This window comes from Saxibacter everestensis (assembly GCF_025787225.1).
Classification (GTDB): Bacteria; Actinomycetota; Actinomycetes; order Actinomycetales; family Brevibacteriaceae; genus Saxibacter; species Saxibacter everestensis.
The window spans coordinates 3507123-3525086 of the sequence record NZ_CP090958.1 but is presented as its reverse complement, the minus strand read 5'-3'; the positions used below and the strand labels follow the sequence as shown (position 1 = coordinate 3525086).

Below are 17964 nucleotides of genomic sequence, written 5' to 3'. Positions count from 1 at the left end.
TAGTGAAGTGAAGGTCGCGGAAATCCTCTCGCTGGTGGGTAAGCGAAACCTGGTGATCAACCCGGCGAAACGTCGCCTGCTGGCGAGCCACACCGTTGCTGACCTGGAGAAGTATGCCCGCCGCAAACTTCCGCGCTCGATTTTCGATTATCTGCAGGGCGGAGCCGGAGCCGAACGAAGCCTGGCCGCCAATGTGGAAGCCTTTGGCCGCTACTCCCTGGTCCCGCGGTCACTATCCGACGTCTCGAAGGTCGACACATCGGTCGATCTGCTCGGCGAGCAATACGACGCTCCGATCGGCCTGGCGCCGACCGGCTACACCCGGATGCTCGCCCCCGCCGGTGAGCCGGCGGTTGCCGCCGCGGCCGGCGCGGCGAATCTGCCCTACGCGCTGTCGACGATGGCGACCACCACGCTTGAGGACCTGACCACTGCCTGTGCGCCGCGAAATCTCTGGTTCCAGCTCTACATCTTCAAGGACCGGTCGACGACGGAAGACATGATCGCCCGAGCCGATGCCAGCGGATACCGGGTGCTCGAGATCGCCATCGACTCCGCCGTCGGTGGTAACCGGGTGCGTGACCGGCGAAACGGCCTGACCATACCGCCGCAGTTGACGCTCTCCAGCCTGATCGACATTGGACGCAAACCGGGTTACTGGACCGGTGTCGTCACCCAGCCCTCGCTGCGATTCGACAACATCGCGAAGTCAGCGCCCGAGTTTGGCGGCGGCTCCACCGCCTACATCAACGACCAGTTCGACCCCAGCGTCAGCTGGTCGGACATCAGGAAGATCCGGGAGCTCTGGCCGGGCAAGCTGGTGATCAAGGGTCCGGTCAGTCCGGATGACGCGCAGCGCTGCGTCGACCTGGGCGCAGATGGCGTGCAGCTTTCGAACCACGGCGGCCGGCAGCTCGACCAACTGGTGCCGCCGGTCGACATGATCGCCGACGTGCGGAAGGCCGTCGGCGAAGACGTCACGATCCTGATGGATTCCGGTGTGCGCACCGGCGTGGATGTCGCGATCGCGCTGGCACTCGGCGCGGATGCGGTCATGATCGGCCGGCCGTACCTCTGGGGCCTGATCGCCGGAGGGCGAGCCGGAGTCAGCCACGTGATCGGGCTACTGCGCCGGGATCTGGAGCAGACGATGGCGCTGCTCGGCGTGACGACACTTCAGGAGCTACGTGAGCAGGGACCCTCAATTGTCCGCCGGTTCGCCGATCGCTGAGAATCGATGCTCGGGTCGGCCGGTTGTCAGCGGGCCGCCGGCGGTTCTTCGGCTAAAACCCCACGCCCGGATTGAGAACGCCATCGGGATCGAGGGCAGCCTTGAGCACGTGGTTCAGGCCGAGTGCGTCATCGCCGAGGCACTCGGGCAACCACGGCTTCTTGAGCCGTCCGACCCCGTGCTCGCCGGTGATTGTGCCGCCAAGCGATATCGCCAGCCGCATCACCTCGCCGTACGCGAGTTGGGCCCGGCGTGCCTCGTCTGCGTCCATCGGGTCGAAAACCAGGAGCGGGTGGGTGTTGCCGTCGCCGGCATGCGCGATTACGGCGATCGTCAGTCCATGTCCGGCGGCGATCTCGGCGATTCCACGCACCAGGGCGCCGAGTTCCGGCACCGGAACGCCGACGTCCTCCAGCAGCAGCGAGCCCTTCCGTTCGACCGCAGGGATCGCCATCCGGCGGGCGGTGACGAATGCGTTACCTTCCTCCGGGTCGTCGGTGCTGAAGACATCCGAGGCGTTGTTCCGCGCGCAGATCTCGGTGATTCGGTCGATCTCCTCGGCGGCGTAACCTGCCGGCTCATCTGACTGGACGACGAGCATCGCCTCGGCCTGCCGGTCGAGGTCCATCCTTGAGACGTCCTCGACCGCGTTGATCGTGGCCTTGTCCATGAACTCAAGCATCGAGGGCCGCATCGCCTCGGTGATCTGCAGTATTGTCGCGGTGGCGTCGTCGAGCGCGCGGAATGAAGCTACCAGCGTTGACGCCGGACGCTGCGCCGGGATCAACCGCAGGATGATCTGGGTGATGATTCCCAGCGTTCCCTCGCTCCCGACGAAAAGCTTGGTCAGCGACAGGCCGGCGACGTCTTTGAGCCGCGGACCGCCGAGTTTCACAATCCGTCCGTCGGCAAGAACGACCGTCATCCCCAGCACGTAGTCGGACGTCACGCCGTACTTCACACAACACAGCCCGCCGGCGTTGGTCGCGACGTTGCCCCCGATTGAGCAGATCTCGAACGACGAAGGATCGGGCGGATACCAGAGGCCGTGCTCGGCGGCGGCAGCCTTCACCTCCGCGTTGAGCGCGCCCGGTTCGACCACCGCGGTGCGGGTCGTTCGGTCGATCTGGATTGCCCTCATCCGTTCGGTCGAGACCATGATGCAGCCTTCGACCGCAGACGACCCGCCCGAGAGGCCGGATCCGGCGCCCCTGGTAATCACCGGAAGGTGATGTTTGACGGCGAACCGCACCGCCGTCTGCACGTCCTCCGCGCTTTCGACGCGCACGACGGCGAGTGGATAACCGGCATCTGGGTCGTTTGCCCGATCCCATCGGTAGGAAGCCATCTTGTCCGGATCGACGATCACCGCCGAAGCCGGAAGCGCCGACACGAGTGGGGCGATGTCGACATTGCCCCGGTCGACCACCGGCTGCCGAAGGGCCACAGTGCCCACCTTCCTCGCCATGGGATATATGCTGCGCACGCTACGTGAGCGATGGAGAACGTGTCAACGGCGTCGAACCGGAAGCTCCCGGCCGGCGGTGTTTACCTGATCGGGCTGCGAGAGGTCAGGCTAAAGGGCCAGGTATGGCTAGAGTTGTGGCAGGCCTCTGGCTGGAGTTAGGGGAAAGAAGATGATCCAGGAACTGGATGCGCTAGATCAGCGGATCGTCGCGGCCCTGCAGGTCGACGGACGGTGTTCGTGGCGCAAAATGGCCGATGTGCTCGGCGAACCCGAGCGCAACATCAACCGCCGGGCGTCTGCACTGCTGGACTCGAATGTCATTGCCGTCTCGGCGCTCCCGGGCAACCATCCCACCGCTCTGGTTCGGGCACAGTGTGCGCCAGGCACGGTGCGCATCGCGGCAACCGCGCTGGCGAACCGGCCGGATTGCATATTCTCCTATGCGCTGACCGGCGGCGCCGATTGCGTTGCAGAGTTCGAGGTTACCTCGGGCGATCTGTCCCGGCTGGTGCTCGATGAACTGCCCGCTACTGTCGGCGTTGCCAGGTTCTGGACCGACCCCATTCTGCGGTACTACCGCACTGTGCGGGAATGGCGCCCCGGAATTCTCACCGAACGGGAGGCAGTGGGTCTTTCGGACGGACTGCCGGGATTGCCGCCCGAACAGGAGCGGTCGAAGATGCGGCCGTTCTCCGCGCTCGACGAGAAGATTGTGGCTGCCCTGCAGGTTGACGGCAGGGTGGGGTTCGCCGAGCTCGCCCGGCTGACGGGGGCGTCAGAGGCAACCGCTCGGCGGCGGGTGGATTGGCTGCTGCGCGACGGGGGAGTCCGGCTGCGGGTTGTCGTCGACCCAGCCTGCCTGGGCTTGCCGACGGAGGCAATGCTGTGGGTGAAGGTGCACCCGGCGCGGGTAGACCACCTGGCGCGCGGACTGATCGCATCGCCGTGGGTACGGTATGCCGCGGCCCTGGCCGGCGAATTTCAGTTCGTTGCCAATGTGACCGCCCCGGACGAGGCCGCCCTGTACCGGATGGTGACTACCGCGCCCTGGGTCGATGACGTGACGGCGATCGAAACAGATATCGTGCTGCAGGCCGCCAAACGAAGTGGCCGCCTGCTCGGTTGATCCGTCGGAATTCGCCGGATCCTTAGCGAATTCCGCCAAAACGGCCGTTTGACGAAGCTCCTGCTTGCTGGTGACCTGCGTCACCTGCGCACACTTACGCAGAATCCGTTGGACCACTGCGCGAAGGATCGAATCGATGATTGACGCAAGTATCCGGGCCGTCAGGCAAGGTGGCGCTCGCCGCTGGCTCCTCGCTGTCCCCGTCATTCCGGCGCTGGCGCTGCTCAGCGCCGCATGGCTGCCGTTCGTCAACACACCTGACCTCTGGCTGGGGATGCCCCGGCTTATCGTCTGGTGCTCGGCCTGGGTGCTCTTGCTCACGCCGGCACTTGCCGCGGTCGAATACGGCCTGGTGCGTCCGTTCGAAACGGAGGAGGACAAGTGAGCCTCACCTTCTGGGTCGCCATTATCGGCATGGTCGGCATTGCCGTTGTCGCCATCCGCGGTCGTAGCAAGCCGCATACCGACCTGGCCGAGTGGACCGTCGGTAAGCGGAACTACGGGACGCTGACCATGTGGTTCCTGCAGGCGGGCGAAGCGTTCACCACGTTCACCTTCCTCGGTGTTGCCGGCATCGCCTTCTCCGCGGGTGCCGCCTCCAGCTACGCCATTCCGTACATCCCGCTCGGCTATATCGGTCTGTTCTTCATCGGTCCGATCGTCTGGCGCTACGCGAAGGACCGCAGCTACATCACCCAGGCGGATTTCTTCGCCGATCGGTACCAGAGCCCCTGGCTGGGCAAGATCGTCGCCATCTGCGGCGTGGTCTTCCTGCTGCCCTATCTGCAACTGCAGATCACCGGGCTCGGCCTCATCGTGAAGCTGGTCACCGGAAACGCCACCTCCGGCGTGATCTCAATGGTGGTCGCAACGGTTCTGACCGTCGTATTCGTGCTGTGGGCCGGGATTCACGGCCTGGCGCGCACCGCGTACATCAAGGACGCGCTGATGATTGGGGCGATGGCCCTGCTGATCATCGTGATCCCGCTGCACTACGCCGGCGGTATCTCGCATGTCTTCGAATCCGTTGCCGCGATGGACGAAAAGCTGCTCACGATTCAGGCCGGCGAGTACAGCCAGATGTGGTGGCTTAGCAGTATGCTGATCTCCGCCATCGGGTCGGCGTTCCTGACCCTGCCGCACCTGTGGCCGCCGATGCTGGCCGCCAAGAGCGCCCGGGTGATCCGGTCGAACAACGTTTACCTCTCGCTGTACCAGGTCGTCATCATCTTCCCGCTGTTCATCGGGTTCACGGCGCTGCTGGTGCTGCCCCGCGACGCTGCCAGCAATTCGGTGCTGCTGACCCTGGCCCGTGAAGCGCTTCCGGACTGGGTGACCGGCCTGGTGGCCGTGGCTGCGGCGTCGGCGGCGATGATCCCGGCGGCCGCGTTGTGCATCGGGATTTCGACCCTGGTCTCGCACAATTTGGTGCGCACAAAGAGCATGCGGACAAAGCTGCGGATCAACCATTTCGTCGTGGTGATCGCTGCCAGCCTGGCTCTCGTGCTGGGTATCCTGCGGCCTGACCTGCTGGCCAACCTGCTGCTGCTGACATTCGCGGGCCTGTCGCAACTGGCGCCCGGCATCACGGCAGCGTTGCCCAAGCAGCCGATAGCGCAGAAGGCGTCGGTGCTGGCCGGAATCGTTGCCGGCGTCGCGGTTGTCATGCTGTTCACCTTTACCGGCCTGCCGCACGCAGAAATCGATCCCGGAATTCTCGGCCTCGCCGCGAACGTGGTTGTGCTGATGCTCACCGAGGCCGGCTTGCGGGCCACGGGCCGCCGTCCGGTGGCGATCTCGACGCAGCCACTGCGAAGCATTCCCGAGGCGACGGAACACCCTCAAGAAGAAAGTGTTTAAGTAACGGATGAATATTTCCAGCTACAGCACGGCCCGCGAGATGCTTGACGCCCTGGCGTCGAAGGACATCTCGGCACGTGAGCTACTTGCCCTGCACCGCGAGCGGATCGAGGCGGTGAACTGCGAGGTCAACGCGCTGGTCAGCATCGATTTCGACCAGGCCGGCCAGCGCGCAGCCGAAGCCGATGAAGCGGTGGCGCACGGCGCTTGGCTCGGTCCGCTGCACGGCCTGCCCTTTGGGTTCAAGGACACAACAGACGTGGCCGGATGGCGTAGCACGCACGGCTCGCCGTTGATGGCAGATCACGTTCCGGACGCCGATGACCTCATCGCCGAACGGGTGCGCAGCGCCGGAGCGGTGACCATCGCCAAGACAAACGTTCCGGAGTGGGCCGCCGGCTCGCACACGTTCAACCCGATCTTCGGCACCACTCGGAATCCGTACGACCTGTCGCGCTCGGCGGGCGGATCATCCGGAGGCGCCGGGGCGGCGCTCGCCGCCGGAATGTTGCCACTGGCCGACGGCAGCGACATGGGTGGTTCATTGCGAAACCCGGCGTCATTCAACAATGTGGTGGGGTTCCGGCCGAGCCCGGGCAGGGTTCCGACCTGGCCGAACGCGACGCCGTGGGACGCCCTGGCCGTGCAGGGACCGATGGCACGGACGGTTGACGACGCCGCCCTGTTGTTGTCGGTCATCGGCGAGCCGACAACGCGCACCCCGTTGTCGCTTGACTCGCCAGCCGGCGAGTTTGCCCGGTTGTCCGCTGCGCCGCTGGCCGGGTTGAAGGTCGGGTTCAGCACCGATCTCGGCGGGTCGTTCCCAGTTGATTCCGGCGTGCGGAAAATTGTCGAACAGCAGCGCCAGGTCTTTGAATCCGCGGGCGCGCACACCGCCGACGCGTACCCGGATCTGACCGGCGCCGAAGACGCGTTTCGCACTTTGCGGGCGTGGCTGTTCCAGATCGGGCTCGGACCGCTTCTGGCCCGGGATCCGGACAAGTTCAAGGCAACGCTCGCGCAGAACATTCGGGATGGCGAAGCGCTGACCGGCAGCGGCCTAGCTGCGGCGATGGCACAGCAGACGCTGGTCTACCAACGCGCCCGGGAGTTCTTCGCCGACTACGACCTGTTGGTGATGCCGGTGTCGCAGGTGCCGCCATTCGATGCGGCGATGGAGTACCCGGCGGAGATTGCTGGCACGCAGATGTCGTCATATCTGGATTGGATGCGTTCCGCCTACTTCATCACCGTCACGGGCTGCCCCGCGATCTCGGTGCCCGCCGGGTTCACGCCGGAGGGCTGGCCGGTCGGGGTGCAACTCGTGGCTCCGCCGCGGCAGGATCTCCGGCTGCTGCAGATCGCAAAGTCGTTCGAAGAACTGAACCCGGCTGGATTGCGGCGGCCTGACCTGGGCTGAACCCGGCTGCTGGTCGTTCTGGGGCTCGATCTGATCCAGATCCTGAGTCCCGCGAATGACGCCCGGCGACGGGCCGAGCGCTTGATGTCGTTACCTGAAAAATAGTTAACAAAAGTACTCTAGTTGAGTGCTAGACTTGGCGTAAGTGATTTCGACTTGTGAGGCACAAGATGGGATTGCACCACTACGCTCCCGATCGTGAGCACGTCCGCCGTGCCCTCGGCACGTTCGCGGCCGGCGTCACCATCGTCACTACCTTCGATGACGACAGCAACGCCGTCGGTATGACGGCCACCGCCTTCACTTCTGTGTCGTTCACCCCGCCATCTGCGCTCATCTGCCTCAGTCTCTCGGCACGCACTCATAACGTGATTCGTACCCGAGGACGCTTCGGGGTCAATTTGCTCGCCACAGACGGGCAGGAGCTTTGTGACTATTGTTCCGCCCCAGGTGGGGACAAGGTGCTCCCCGTCATGTGGCTCGACACCAAGTCGGCCTGGAATGCGCCGTGTCTGAACAGCGCAATGGTGTTCTTCGATTGTCAGGTGACCGAGGCTATCGAAACCGGAACCCACGTGATCATCATCGGTTCCATCAAGGCGATCGGGCTCTCCGCTCACCGTGACTCCACGGGTCCACTTCTGCATTTCCGAGGCAATTACCGGCGCTTGAGCCCGATCGAGCCCGGAACAAGCCCAGATCCGCTTCCCATCGTCTTTGAGGATTCACTAATCATGGAGGCTCACCAGCAATGACTCGTTCAGGCACGGACTACATAAACGGCCTTCGTGACGGCCGGCAGGTATATATCGATGGCGAGTTGGTCAGCGATGTCACTACACATCCCGGATTCACGGGAGTGATCGGCACGATCGCCGAGTTGTACGACTTCACGAACGACGAAGCGAACAGGGCTGACATGACCTATCCCTCGCCGATCACCGGCGAGCCGGTCAGTCTGTCGTACCTCATTCCCCGTAGCAGTGAGGATCTGAAACGGAGGCGGATAGCCCTTCGGAAGAGCACCGAGAGAAGCTTCGGCCTGGTCGGGCGTGGACCTGAGCACGTGGCCAGCTTCCTGGCCGGTTGGGCTGCGCGTAGCGATATTTTCGCACGCTCCGGTCAACGCTATGCCGACAACATCACCGCGTTCTACGAGTACGCCCGGGACAACGACCTGTTCTGCACCTACGCAATCGTCCCGCCGCAGATCGACCGGTCGAAACCGGCGCATCAGCAGGAGGACAGGTATCTGTACGCGGGTGTCAAAGAGGAACGAGAGGACGGGATCGTCATCTCCGGTGCCCAGATGCTCGCCACAGGCGCGGTTGTCGCCGATTACATCATCCTCAGTTGTATTGTCCCGCTCGTCGAAGGTGACGAAGACTATGCGATTTCGGTTGCCGTACCACTCTCGGCACCCGGCCTCCGAGTGCTCTCACGCCGAAGTTACGCAAGTGCGGCCACGAGTGTGTTCGACTATCCGCTCGCCTCGCAGTTTGATGAGACAGACTCGCTCGTGGTCTTCGACGACGTGTTTGTCCCGTGGAAACACGTCTTTGTCTACCGGGATCGCAAGTTGGTTGCCGATCAATGGAATGAGACGCCGGCGCATCTGCTGGGGAACAATCAGGCGCAGATCCGGTTCACGGCGAAGCTCGACTTCCTCGTGGGTCTCGCTTCGAAGGTCACAAAGATGAATCGTTCCGACAAGGCACCTCCGGTGAAGGGCGCTCTGGGGGAGTTGGCGGCCTACGCATCACTTATCCACGGACAGGTATATGCACAGGAAAACAACGTCGAGATTGACGAGCGTGGAGTGGCATGGCCGGCCCGTGCTGAAAGTTTCGCTGTCATGGTCATCCAATCCGAGCTGTACCCGAAGATGCTGCATATGGTGCGCGATCTGGCCGGGGGAGGCATCATCCAGTTGCCGTCCAGCGTCGAGGACTTCCAGAATCCGCAGAGCCGCGCCGATCTCGACCGATACGTTCAGTCCCCCGGTGTTTCGAGTGTCGAGCGGGTGAAACTACTCAAGCTCATGTGGGATCTCACCGGCTCCGAGTTTGCCAGCCGTCACGAACAGTACGAGATGTTCTATGCCGGTGCGCCGTTCCTCGTCAAGATGCGCATGTTCCAGGTTTACGACTTCAAGCGGGGTGAGGACCTCGTGGATCGAGCGCTCGCTGGATACGACGAGAACGGCCTCGTGCCAGCTCGGAAGCTTGCGCTGCATGATCTTCAGTAGTGCCCTCCTACTCAAGGATTCGATACAGCAACCAGGCCGAGGACTCGGGGTTCGATATGACAAACGATTACAACGTCCGCAAGTGGGTCAGCTACCGGGAGGAGACCGTTCATGATGGAGGCGAGACGCTTGAAACACCATTGATCAGGGCAGCCGTTGGCGTCGTCTTCGCCAACCCGTTCGCAGGAGGATTCACGCAGGACCTGTCCGCGCTCACCGAGCCGAGCCCATGGCTGGCGACCGAACTCGCCCGGCGTGGCCTGGCACTGCTCGACGGCCGAGGCGTTGAAAGTTACGGCAAGGGCGGCATTGCGGGGGTGAACGGAGAGCAGGAGCACGTGGTGGCGTGTGTGACGACCGTCTTCGGCAACGCATTTCGGGATGCCGTCGGGGGCGGGGAAGCCTGGATCTCGTCGATGACGAAAACAGGAGCTGCCGGCACGTCGCTCGACATCCCGCTCGCCCACAAGGACGCGCTCTACGTGCGCTCGCATTACGACGGCATTACTCTCACCACGGCAGACGCCCCCCGGCCCGACGAGCTCTTGATCGCCGTAGCGCTCGCAACCGGTAGTCGCCCGCACGAGCGGGTCGGCGGCGTCCGTGCCAATGAGATCCAGGGCGGCGGACTCCGATGAGTCTCGCCCTGGTGAACATCGGGGACTCGCACGATGGAGGTATGGAGGGAGTCCCCATTGCTGGTGACGCCCTCATCGTCGACGAAGGGGCTATCGCGTGGATCGGGGACTCCAAGGATGTGACCGAACGTGACCACCAGACCGTCATCGATGTCGCCGGAGCTACCGTAACGCCCGGATTCATTGACTCCCACGTCCATACGACCTTCGGTGATTACACCCCACGTCAGCAGACGATCGGCTTCCTGGAGAGCTATCTGCACGGCGGCACTACACGTGTCATCTCGGCAAGTGAGGTCCACGTGCCAGGCAGACCAACATCGGTCACCGGAATTAAAGCGCTCGCGGTGGCGGCAGCCCATTGTTACGCCGACTATCGACCCGCGGGGATGACCGTCCATGGCGGGTCGGTGATCCTCGAACCAGGCCTTACCCCGGCCGACTTCGCGGAACTGAGGAAGGACGGGGTCTGGCTGGCGAAGGCGGGGTTCGGCGCGTTCTCCTCGCCGATGGACTATGTTCCGCTGGTGAACGCGGCCCGCGAAGCCGGGATCACGGTGATGTGCCACACGGGAGGAGGGTCCATCCCGGGCAGCCTCAACAAGATCGGCGTCGACGCACTGCTCGCCATGCAGCCCAACATCGCAGGCCACGTCAACGGGGGCCCGACCGCGCTCAGCAGCGAGGAGAACGAGCGAATCGTCACGGAGGGAGGCAGCATCGCGCTGCAGCTTGTCCATGCCGGTAACCTCCGATCGGCGATCGATATCGCCGGAAGGGCTCTGGAGCACGGAGTCTTCCATAGGGTCATGATCGCGACGGACACACCGACCGGCACCGGAGTGATCCCGCTTGGGATGTTGCGTCAAATGGCAGAGATGTCATCGCTCGGGCCGATAACCGCGCGGCAGGCGATCACCGCATCGACAGGCAACGTCGCCGAACAGTACGGCCTTGATGCGGGCCGTCTAATAGTTGGCGCACCGGCGGACCTGGCAGTTTTGGACGCCCCATTGGGCTGCACCGCCTCGACCGCCTTGGCGGCCATCGATCAGGGCGATGTTCCCGCGGTCGCCGTAGTCATCACCGGCGGGATGGTCAGGTTCACCAAGAGCCGGAACACCCCAGGCCCGATCAAGCCCGTCGCCGTCCGAGACGGTGCGTGATGGCCGAAGCGATGCTGTTTTCACAAATGCGGCCTCCGCGCGGTGAAGAGGCGCGCTTCGAACGGTGGTACGACATCGACCACATCGCCAAGCGCCTCGTGCTCGAGGGTTTTCGCGGCGCTTTCCGCTACTGGCAGTTGCCGCCGGAAGGCAGCACGCACCATCACCTCGCGATCTATGAACTCGAATCGCTGAATGCGGTCGCCACCCCAGAGTACCTCCGTCTCAAGGTGGACCCGGGTGAGGAGACTGAGTACTTCCTCGGTCATGTCTCAGACTTCACCCGGTTCACGATGACGCGCATCACTGACCAGGGTGAGGAGAACGCACGCGGCGCGTTCCTGTCGGTCGTTGCCTTCCAGGTGCCGGGCGAGGACGAGGAGGAATTCGAAGACTGGTACGTCGACGAACACGTGCCCCTCCTCCTCCAGGCCGGCGACTGGCTGCGCGTGCACCGCTACCGAGTCGTTGACGGGGTGGGTGGCCCCTGGACGCATCTTGCCCTCCACGAACTCGCCACCGCGGAAGTGATGCGCTCTCCGGAACGCGCCCGCGCACGGAACGGCCCCAAACGGGATGCCCTCGCCGAGAGGCCCTGGTTCGGGCAGTCCGGCCGCTGGTTGTACCGTCGCGCGGCCGCCCACCAGGCGAAGGGCTGAAGTGATGACGAACGAGTTGCTGCAACTGCCCATCAGTGCGTTGTCCGGGATGATCGCGGAAAGGCGGCTGTCATCGGAAGAACTTGTCAAAGCCTGCTTCGAGCGGATCTCCGAGCGGGAAGCCACCATCAAGGCCTGGGCCCATCTCGACCCAGACCTCGCCCTGGAACAGGCCAGGCGGCGCGACGCGGAGGCTCCGAAAGGGCCACTCCACGGTGTACCGGTGGGGGTCAAGGACGTTATCGACACTCGCGATATGCCCACCCGACGCGGCACGTCGATCTACGCGGACCGCAGGCCAGGTGTCGACGCAACCTGCGTAGCGCGGCTCCGCGAGAAGGGCGCGGTCATTCTCGGTAAGACCACGACCACCGAATTTGCAACCTGGACACCATCGGACACGACGAATCCGCACAATAGCAGCCATACTCCAGGCGGATCCTCCAGCGGTTCGGCCGCAGCCGTCGCGGCTGGCATGGTTCCTCTCGCTCTCGGGACGCAGACCGTTGGATCGACGATCAGGCCCGCCGCCTTCTGCGGCGTGATCGGAATGAAGCCGTCCTTTGGCTTCGTTCCGATGGCGGGGGTGAACGTCACAAGTCAGAGGCTCGATACGATCGGCTTGTTCGCGAAGAAACCCGAAGACCTGGCGTACCTGTACGCCGAGCTCGGTCCATCTCCCGAGTCGGGGCCGACGCCGGACCTCGAGCTGGTTCGGGTGATCGAAACGCCATGGTGGGACAAGGCTGACCAGAACGCCCGGAGTGCGCTCGCCCGCTCGTGGCTGGCGCTGACTGCGGCGGGGTTACGGGTCGAGGCAGCCGAACTTCCAGCCGGCTTCGAAGAGATCCCCGAACTGCAGAACCTCATCGCGCACTACGACATCGCCAATAACCTGCGCCAAGACTATGTTCTGCATGCTTCTCAGTTCAGCGACAATCTCGGGACCAGGATGGAAGAAGGCCTGGCTATCGGACCCCGGAGTTACGGTGAAGCATTGAGACGAGTGGATGTTCTCAGGGCCATGCTTCCGCGCGTGCTGGGAAGCGGTGAGGCAATAGTTATGCCTGCAGCCACCGGCGCGGCCCCGTCCGGTATCGACTGGACGGGTGACCCGGTCTTTTGTCAGCCCTGGTCCATGTTCGGCAATCCAGCCGCGACCGTACCCGCCCACATCGACGCCGCCACCGGGTTGCCCGTGGGTGTACAGCTCGTGGGCCGCTTTGGCGATGACCAGCTCGTGTTGCGGTTAGCGCAGACGCTCCACGCTGCGCTCAACGAGGAATGACGACGATCGCCAGGTCGCCGGCCCCAGCAATCAGCTCCTCTTCGAGGGACCTGAAGCTCGCGCCAGTTAGACCAGAAGCCCGCGGATCGCTTCTGCGACCACAGAATCGGTGGGTTCGCCGACGTAGAACGCGAAGATTGCCAGAGCGGAGGCTCGATCACGAGGATTGAGTCCGCGCTGGAAATAAGCCATCTGGTAGTGCACGCTCTCATCGATCTGCCGAAGCAGCTCGAGTCCCTTCTCGGTCACGCTCGTCAAGGTAACGCGCTTATCGGCCTCCAAGCTTGAACGCTCGATGAGTGACTTGGATTCAAGTTGTTTGACGATCCGTGACCCGAACGCCGGAACGATGTCCAGGCGGTCAGCGAGCGCATGGATAGCGACAGCTCCCGAGGGTGTACCGGCAATTTGGACAAGCGCCTGATGCTCCAATGCGTCAAGGCCATGAGCTTTGGAACTTTCATTGAGGATGCGGAGTACCTTACGCATGACGTAACGCGCCTCCGCGACTCGGGTCAGATACGAGCCGAAATCCTGCTGCCTGACATCTTGGCCAAGATCAACGGAAGTGGCGGGGGCATCAGCCGACATCGCGTCCGCCGCCGCAGCCTGTTCGACCGTGTCCAAGTTCTCCGTGGAGCGATTTCCCGGCATTGCTAACCCTTCCCAGCCATATACCTCATTGAAGATACGCACTTCAGTAAGCAATGTAAAGCAACGCCGCTGCGGATATCAACGGGATGGATGAACGGCATACAGATCATTGCTTTCTCATATTCTCCTCGTTCTTCTACGCTGAAAATGGACTGACAGCCGTGCACGAAAAGAGGACGAAATGGGTGCGTCTCGTCGAGTGCTTGTGGTTGGCGGCGGCATCGGCGGAATGGCATCGGCGGCGGCTTTTGGGCAACGTGGCATGGACGTTCTGCTGATCGAGAAACGCCCTGAGTTCACCGTTCCCGGCGTCGGGCTGGGCCAACCCGCGAACGCTTTGCGTGTTCTGGGCGAGCTCGGGGTTCTCCCGCAGGTTATTGCGGCGGGATTTCAGTATGACTCTATGCGCTACTTCGATTACAACCGCGAGTTGATCGTCGAACACAAGTTCTTGCTCGGTGGTCCCGGCCTGCCGGCGGTCTGCGCGCTATCCCGTTCCGATCTGCACGACATCCTCCTCGATGCGGCGCTGAAGGTCGGCGTGGGGATCGGCCTTGGGACGACGGCGCAGCAAATGGAACAGGAGGGCAACCGCGTTCACGTCGTCTTCAATAACGGGTCAAGTGATGAGTTCGACCTCGTTGTCGGTTTTGACGGCATCCGCTCGACAACGAGAATCTTCGCGTTCGGCGAAGCTTTTGAACCGATCCATTCGGGATACGGCGCCTGGCGTCTGCAGGCACCCCGTCCTCCTGAGGTTGACGCGATGGAGTTCTACCAGGGCCTCGGCAGCAAGACCGGGGCCATGCCACTGAACGATGAATTGATGTACCTCTTCCACATTCGTCCGGAGGACCCCAGCGAGAAGTTGGCACGGGAAGATTATCCGCGCTACCTACGGGAGCGGCTCAATGGCTACGGGGATCACATCGCTGAGGTTCGTGATGCACTCGGTCCCGACTCCGACATCGTCTACAGTCCGCTCGAACCGGCAATCCTTCCGCCACCGTGGTACAGCGGCCGGATTGTGCTCGGCGGGGATGCGGCGCATACCTTTCCCCCGCACCTGACGGAGGGAGCAGGGATGGCACTGGAAGACGGCCTGGTTCTTGCCGACGAGCTCTCGCAGGACAAACCGGTCGAGGACATGTTGGACGGTTACGTGCAGCGGCGGTACGCACGATGTGCGTTCGTCTACACCTTTTCGATGCAGATGTTGCACAGCGAACAGATGGTGAGGACCCACCAGCAGCTGGACGAAGCACGCAGAGAGCTAAAGGCGAACGGCTCAGCCCGGATTGCCGCCTCGGACCGCATCTTGAACCTTCCGGTTCTACCAGCGAAAGGAGCCTTGTTGTGGCGATAGACATCGACCTCGACAAACGCATTGCCTTCCTTACGCTGAATCGGCCGGAGAGCGGGAACCGCCTCGACGCGACCACGCTGGACGAGATCTCACAGGCACTTGCCGAGCTGGCGAACGACACGAATGGCCCGACGGTGTTGGTACTGGGTGCGGCGGGCCCTGACTTCTCACTAGGCCGCGAGCAAGCGCCCGGTGCGGCTCAGACCCCGAAAGCGATTACCGCGGAATTCACCCGTGTTCAGCAGGTGAACGAACAACTGCAGCACTCGCCGTTGGTGACCATTGCCGCCGTACGGGGCCAGGCCGTCGGCGCCGGCCTGTCACTTGCCGGACGTTGCGACATCGTCATCGTCGCTGATGACGCACGCCTTTCATTCCCAGAGATTCCGCGGGGCATTCCGCCCACGATCGTGCTGAGCCACTACCGTTACGTGCTTCCGAGGAACCTTCTCGGGGACCTCATCTTCACCGGCCGCGAGCTATCGGGGTGGGAGGCCGTACCGGCCGGTCTGGCCGCCCGTGCGGTTGCCGATGACGACGTCGAGGCGACTGCCGCCGCCATCGCAGAGCAGATCGCCGGCTACGATCCTCGGACACTTCGGCTGGTCAAGGAGTTCCTCGCGCGAACCGAGAACCTTCCACCCCGGGACGCGCCAGCACTTGGGATCGCCATGTACGCGGTCGAGATGGCCGACAGGAGCCTGCTTCGCAGCTAGGATTCCGGGTAGGAATGCACGTCCACGCGGCGCGAGTTGCCCGCGCTGGATGTCGTAGCCGGCGGAATTCGAGACGGTAAGGCGGAGTTCGATGGATCTGAGACGCGTTGATCTCAACCTTCTCGTCTCCCTCGACGCGCTCCTCCGGGAGCGTCACGTCACTCTCGCGGCCAAAAGGATGTCGGTAAGCCAGCCAGCGATGAGCTCGTCTCTCGCCCGGCTACGCAAGCTGCTGGACGACCCGCTGCTGGTCCGGGCCGGTCGTCAACTGGTCCTCACCTCGTTCGCCGAGGGACTGCGTGAACCGCTCAGGAACATTCTTGAGAACATCGACCTGACTCTTACCGCGAGGCCGCATTTCGACCCATTGGTCGACGAACGCACATTCACGATCGCTGCCAGTGACTACATCACTCTTGTGCTTCTGCGGCAAGTGGTCTCGCGCCTTTCGGCGGTGGCGAGCGGTGTCCGGCTCCATGTTCAGCCTGTGCTGATCGACTACGTAGAGCATCTCCGCCAAGACACTATCGACCTCATTGTTTTGCCACTCGAGGTCGCGGAGGACGTCGACGACATGTCACGCAGTACGTTGTTCATCGACCGTTTCGTCTGCGCCGCGGACGCGAATCATCCAAAAGATCTCAATGGGATCACCACGGAACTCTTCTCACAGCTGCCCTATATTGCCTACCGGGTCAATGGCGGCCCGTCGAACATCGACAAGCAGCTCGATGATCTGGGCGTGGCACGCAGCATCGAGATGACCACGGAGAGCTTCCTGATCGCGCCCTTCATGCTCAACGGCACCAGCTTCATCGCGATGCTTCATGAGCGGCTGGCGAAGGAGGTTCAGGATGTGGCCGGAATCCGGCTGTATGAGCCCCCTGTCCCCGTGCAGCCGATCACGCAGACGCTCTTCTGGCACCCCCGCCGCACCGAAGATCCGGCTCATCGCTGGCTGCGGGAGCTCATCGTCGACGTTGCGCAAAGCTTGGAGACCGAACCGCCAGCCACCGAGGACGCAGCGGGCGGAGCCGGGTTCTGAGCGTTCCACCCACCGTCATCCTCGTCGCCTCGGGCAGCGGAGACACTGAGATCGGATCTACTGCCAAGGATACACCAGCTTGTCATAGTCGACTTCAGCGTTGAAGTCGGTCACTTCTTTCATTGCTGTGCCCCATACCTCAAGGTCCTCGGGTGTCACTTTCACTCGGTATTCGAGGAGTGGAGCCTGGTCAACCAGCTTCGGGTCCTGCTTCGTGAACTCGGCGAGGATCTGCTTGGTCTCATCCTCATTGGCAGGGTCTTTCATCCACTCCACCGACCGTTCCAAGGCCGCCCGGAACCGCTTGATTGCCTCGCCGTTCTTGTCCGCCCAGTCTGGCGTTGTGATCCAGAGTGACTCGATCGTCGTGGGAGCAACGGCTCCTGATGAGAAGGCCACTTCAACGAGTCCACGTCTCTTGGCTTCAGTGATGTAGGGCTCCTGCAGCTCAGCAACATCGATCTGACCCTGTTCGAGTTGGTCGATCATCGCCGGCGTGGCTACCTGGACGGAACGTACGCTCGACGGGTCAACGCCTTCCTTCTTGAGCCAGTAGAGGGTGGCGATATGGTGCGTTCCGGTGAGCGTGGGCCCGGCGAGCACCTTTCCGGCCATGTCTTGGGCAGACTTGATACCTGAATCGGCTTTCGCCATAAGTGTCATAAAAGGGGCTTCGGCACTCGATGCGCCGTTCCCGGCGATCGCCACCGTGTCGAGTCCCTGCACGGAACCACGGATTACCAGCGGTTCGACGCCGAAGCCGACATCGAACTGGTTGCCGAGCGTCTGGGGAACCTTGGAAATATCGGCAACGGCAGTGGCTTTCACGTCCAGTCCGCTGTCTGCAAAGAACCCCTTCTTGTCGGCGACAACAGCTGCTAGCGAGGAGTTGGTGTTGTTCTCGACCAGCCTGAGTGGAATCGTCTCGCCGCTGCCTCCGCTCGACGGTTCGGAGCCGCCCCCGCAGGCGGCGAGCGCGAGCGCCGCGACGGTCACCACGGCGCCAATCCTGATGCCCCGCATCCATCTGCGTGGCTCCGTCGTTGCCTTCATGATGTGCCTCTGTTTCTTTTGATTTC

17 protein-coding genes are annotated in these 17964 nt (G+C 63.0%); 14 read left to right on the top strand and 3 right to left on the bottom strand.

What is annotated here, in order from left to right; translation table 11 throughout:
• Window positions 1-7: 7 nt before the first annotated feature.
• Complete coding sequence (locus LWF01_RS16640; protein ID WP_349638489.1) at window positions 8-1231, top strand: alpha-hydroxy acid oxidase; 1224 nt, start codon at window positions 8-10, stop codon at window positions 1229-1231.
• A gap of 52 nt (window positions 1232-1283) precedes the next feature.
• Here the strand turns inward: LWF01_RS16640 and LWF01_RS16635 are convergent, their stop codons facing one another.
• Window positions 1284-2699, bottom strand: coding sequence for an FAD-binding oxidoreductase (locus LWF01_RS16635; protein WP_349638488.1), 1416 nt, complete (start codon window positions 2697-2699; stop codon window positions 1284-1286).
• Window positions 2700-2868: 169 nt separating this feature from the next.
• Between LWF01_RS16635 and LWF01_RS16630 the strand changes: the two genes are divergently transcribed.
• The 10 genes from LWF01_RS16630 to LWF01_RS16585 all read left to right on the top strand — a co-directional run bounded on the left by LWF01_RS16630 (window position 2869) and on the right by LWF01_RS16585 (window position 13104).
• Window positions 2869-3825, top strand: a complete 957-nt coding sequence (locus tag LWF01_RS16630) for an Lrp/AsnC family transcriptional regulator (RefSeq protein ID WP_349638487.1) — start codon at window positions 2869-2871, stop codon at window positions 3823-3825.
• Window positions 3826-3961: 136 nt separating this feature from the next.
• On the top strand, window positions 3962-4210 hold the full coding sequence (locus LWF01_RS16625) for a hypothetical protein (RefSeq protein WP_349638486.1): 249 nt from the start codon (window positions 3962-3964) through the stop codon (window positions 4208-4210).
• Window positions 4207-5685 (top strand): sodium:solute symporter family protein, encoded by a 1479-nt coding sequence (locus tag LWF01_RS16620; RefSeq protein ID WP_349638485.1) that lies wholly within the window; start codon window positions 4207-4209, stop codon window positions 5683-5685. The genes LWF01_RS16625 and LWF01_RS16620 overlap by 4 nt, the downstream gene beginning before the upstream one ends.
• Before the next feature lie 7 nt (window positions 5686-5692).
• A complete protein-coding gene (locus tag LWF01_RS16615) occupies window positions 5693-7105 on the top strand; it encodes an amidase (protein WP_349638484.1) in 1413 nt (470 codons plus the stop codon).
• Between the two features lie 170 nt (window positions 7106-7275).
• Window positions 7276-7860 (top strand): flavin reductase family protein, encoded by a 585-nt coding sequence (locus LWF01_RS16610; protein ID WP_349638483.1) that lies wholly within the window; start codon window positions 7276-7278, stop codon window positions 7858-7860.
• Window positions 7857-9353, top strand: coding sequence for a 4-hydroxyphenylacetate 3-hydroxylase family protein (locus tag LWF01_RS16605; protein ID WP_349638482.1), 1497 nt, complete (start codon window positions 7857-7859; stop codon window positions 9351-9353). The genes LWF01_RS16610 and LWF01_RS16605 overlap by 4 nt, the downstream gene beginning before the upstream one ends.
• Entirely contained in the window at window positions 9353-9991 is a 639-nt protein-coding gene (locus LWF01_RS16600) for an amino acid synthesis family protein (RefSeq protein ID WP_349638481.1), read from the top strand. Before LWF01_RS16605 ends, LWF01_RS16600 begins: the two co-directional genes overlap by 1 nt.
• Window positions 9988-11157: an amidohydrolase family protein gene (locus tag LWF01_RS16595; RefSeq protein ID WP_349638480.1), complete on the top strand. Its 1170-nt coding sequence runs from the start codon at window positions 9988-9990 to the stop codon at window positions 11155-11157. The genes LWF01_RS16600 and LWF01_RS16595 overlap by 4 nt, the downstream gene beginning before the upstream one ends.
• Window positions 11157-11816, top strand: coding sequence for a hypothetical protein (locus tag LWF01_RS16590; RefSeq protein ID WP_349638479.1), 660 nt, complete (start codon window positions 11157-11159; stop codon window positions 11814-11816). The genes LWF01_RS16595 and LWF01_RS16590 overlap by 1 nt, the downstream gene beginning before the upstream one ends.
• A 4-nt stretch (window positions 11817-11820) precedes the next feature.
• Window positions 11821-13104 carry an amidase gene (locus tag LWF01_RS16585; RefSeq protein ID WP_349638478.1) on the top strand — a complete coding sequence of 428 codons (1284 nt, stop codon included), beginning with the start codon at window positions 11821-11823 and terminating at the stop codon, window positions 13102-13104.
• Between the two features lie 66 nt (window positions 13105-13170).
• Here the strand turns inward: LWF01_RS16585 and LWF01_RS16580 are convergent, their stop codons facing one another.
• Entirely contained in the window at window positions 13171-13812 is a 642-nt protein-coding gene (locus LWF01_RS16580) for a MarR family winged helix-turn-helix transcriptional regulator (protein WP_349638477.1), read from the bottom strand.
• A gap of 127 nt (window positions 13813-13939) precedes the next feature.
• On the opposite strand from LWF01_RS16580, the gene LWF01_RS16575 reads away from it, so the two are divergent.
• The 3 genes from LWF01_RS16575 to LWF01_RS16565 all read left to right on the top strand — a co-directional run bounded on the left by LWF01_RS16575 (window position 13940) and on the right by LWF01_RS16565 (window position 16885).
• On the top strand, window positions 13940-15124 hold the full coding sequence (locus LWF01_RS16575; RefSeq protein WP_349638476.1) for an FAD-dependent monooxygenase: 1185 nt from the start codon (window positions 13940-13942) through the stop codon (window positions 15122-15124).
• A complete protein-coding gene (locus LWF01_RS16570) occupies window positions 15115-15840 on the top strand; it encodes an enoyl-CoA hydratase/isomerase family protein (protein WP_349638475.1) in 726 nt (241 codons plus the stop codon). Before LWF01_RS16575 ends, LWF01_RS16570 begins: the two co-directional genes overlap by 10 nt.
• A gap of 91 nt (window positions 15841-15931) precedes the next feature.
• Window positions 15932-16885: a LysR family transcriptional regulator gene (locus tag LWF01_RS16565; protein ID WP_349638474.1), complete on the top strand. Its 954-nt coding sequence runs from the start codon at window positions 15932-15934 to the stop codon at window positions 16883-16885.
• A 57-nt stretch (window positions 16886-16942) separates the two neighbouring features.
• Here the strand turns inward: LWF01_RS16565 and LWF01_RS16560 are convergent, their stop codons facing one another.
• Window positions 16943-17938 (bottom strand): ABC transporter substrate-binding protein, encoded by a 996-nt coding sequence (locus LWF01_RS16560; RefSeq protein ID WP_349638473.1) that lies wholly within the window; start codon window positions 17936-17938, stop codon window positions 16943-16945.
• Window positions 17939-17964 lie beyond the last annotated feature (26 nt).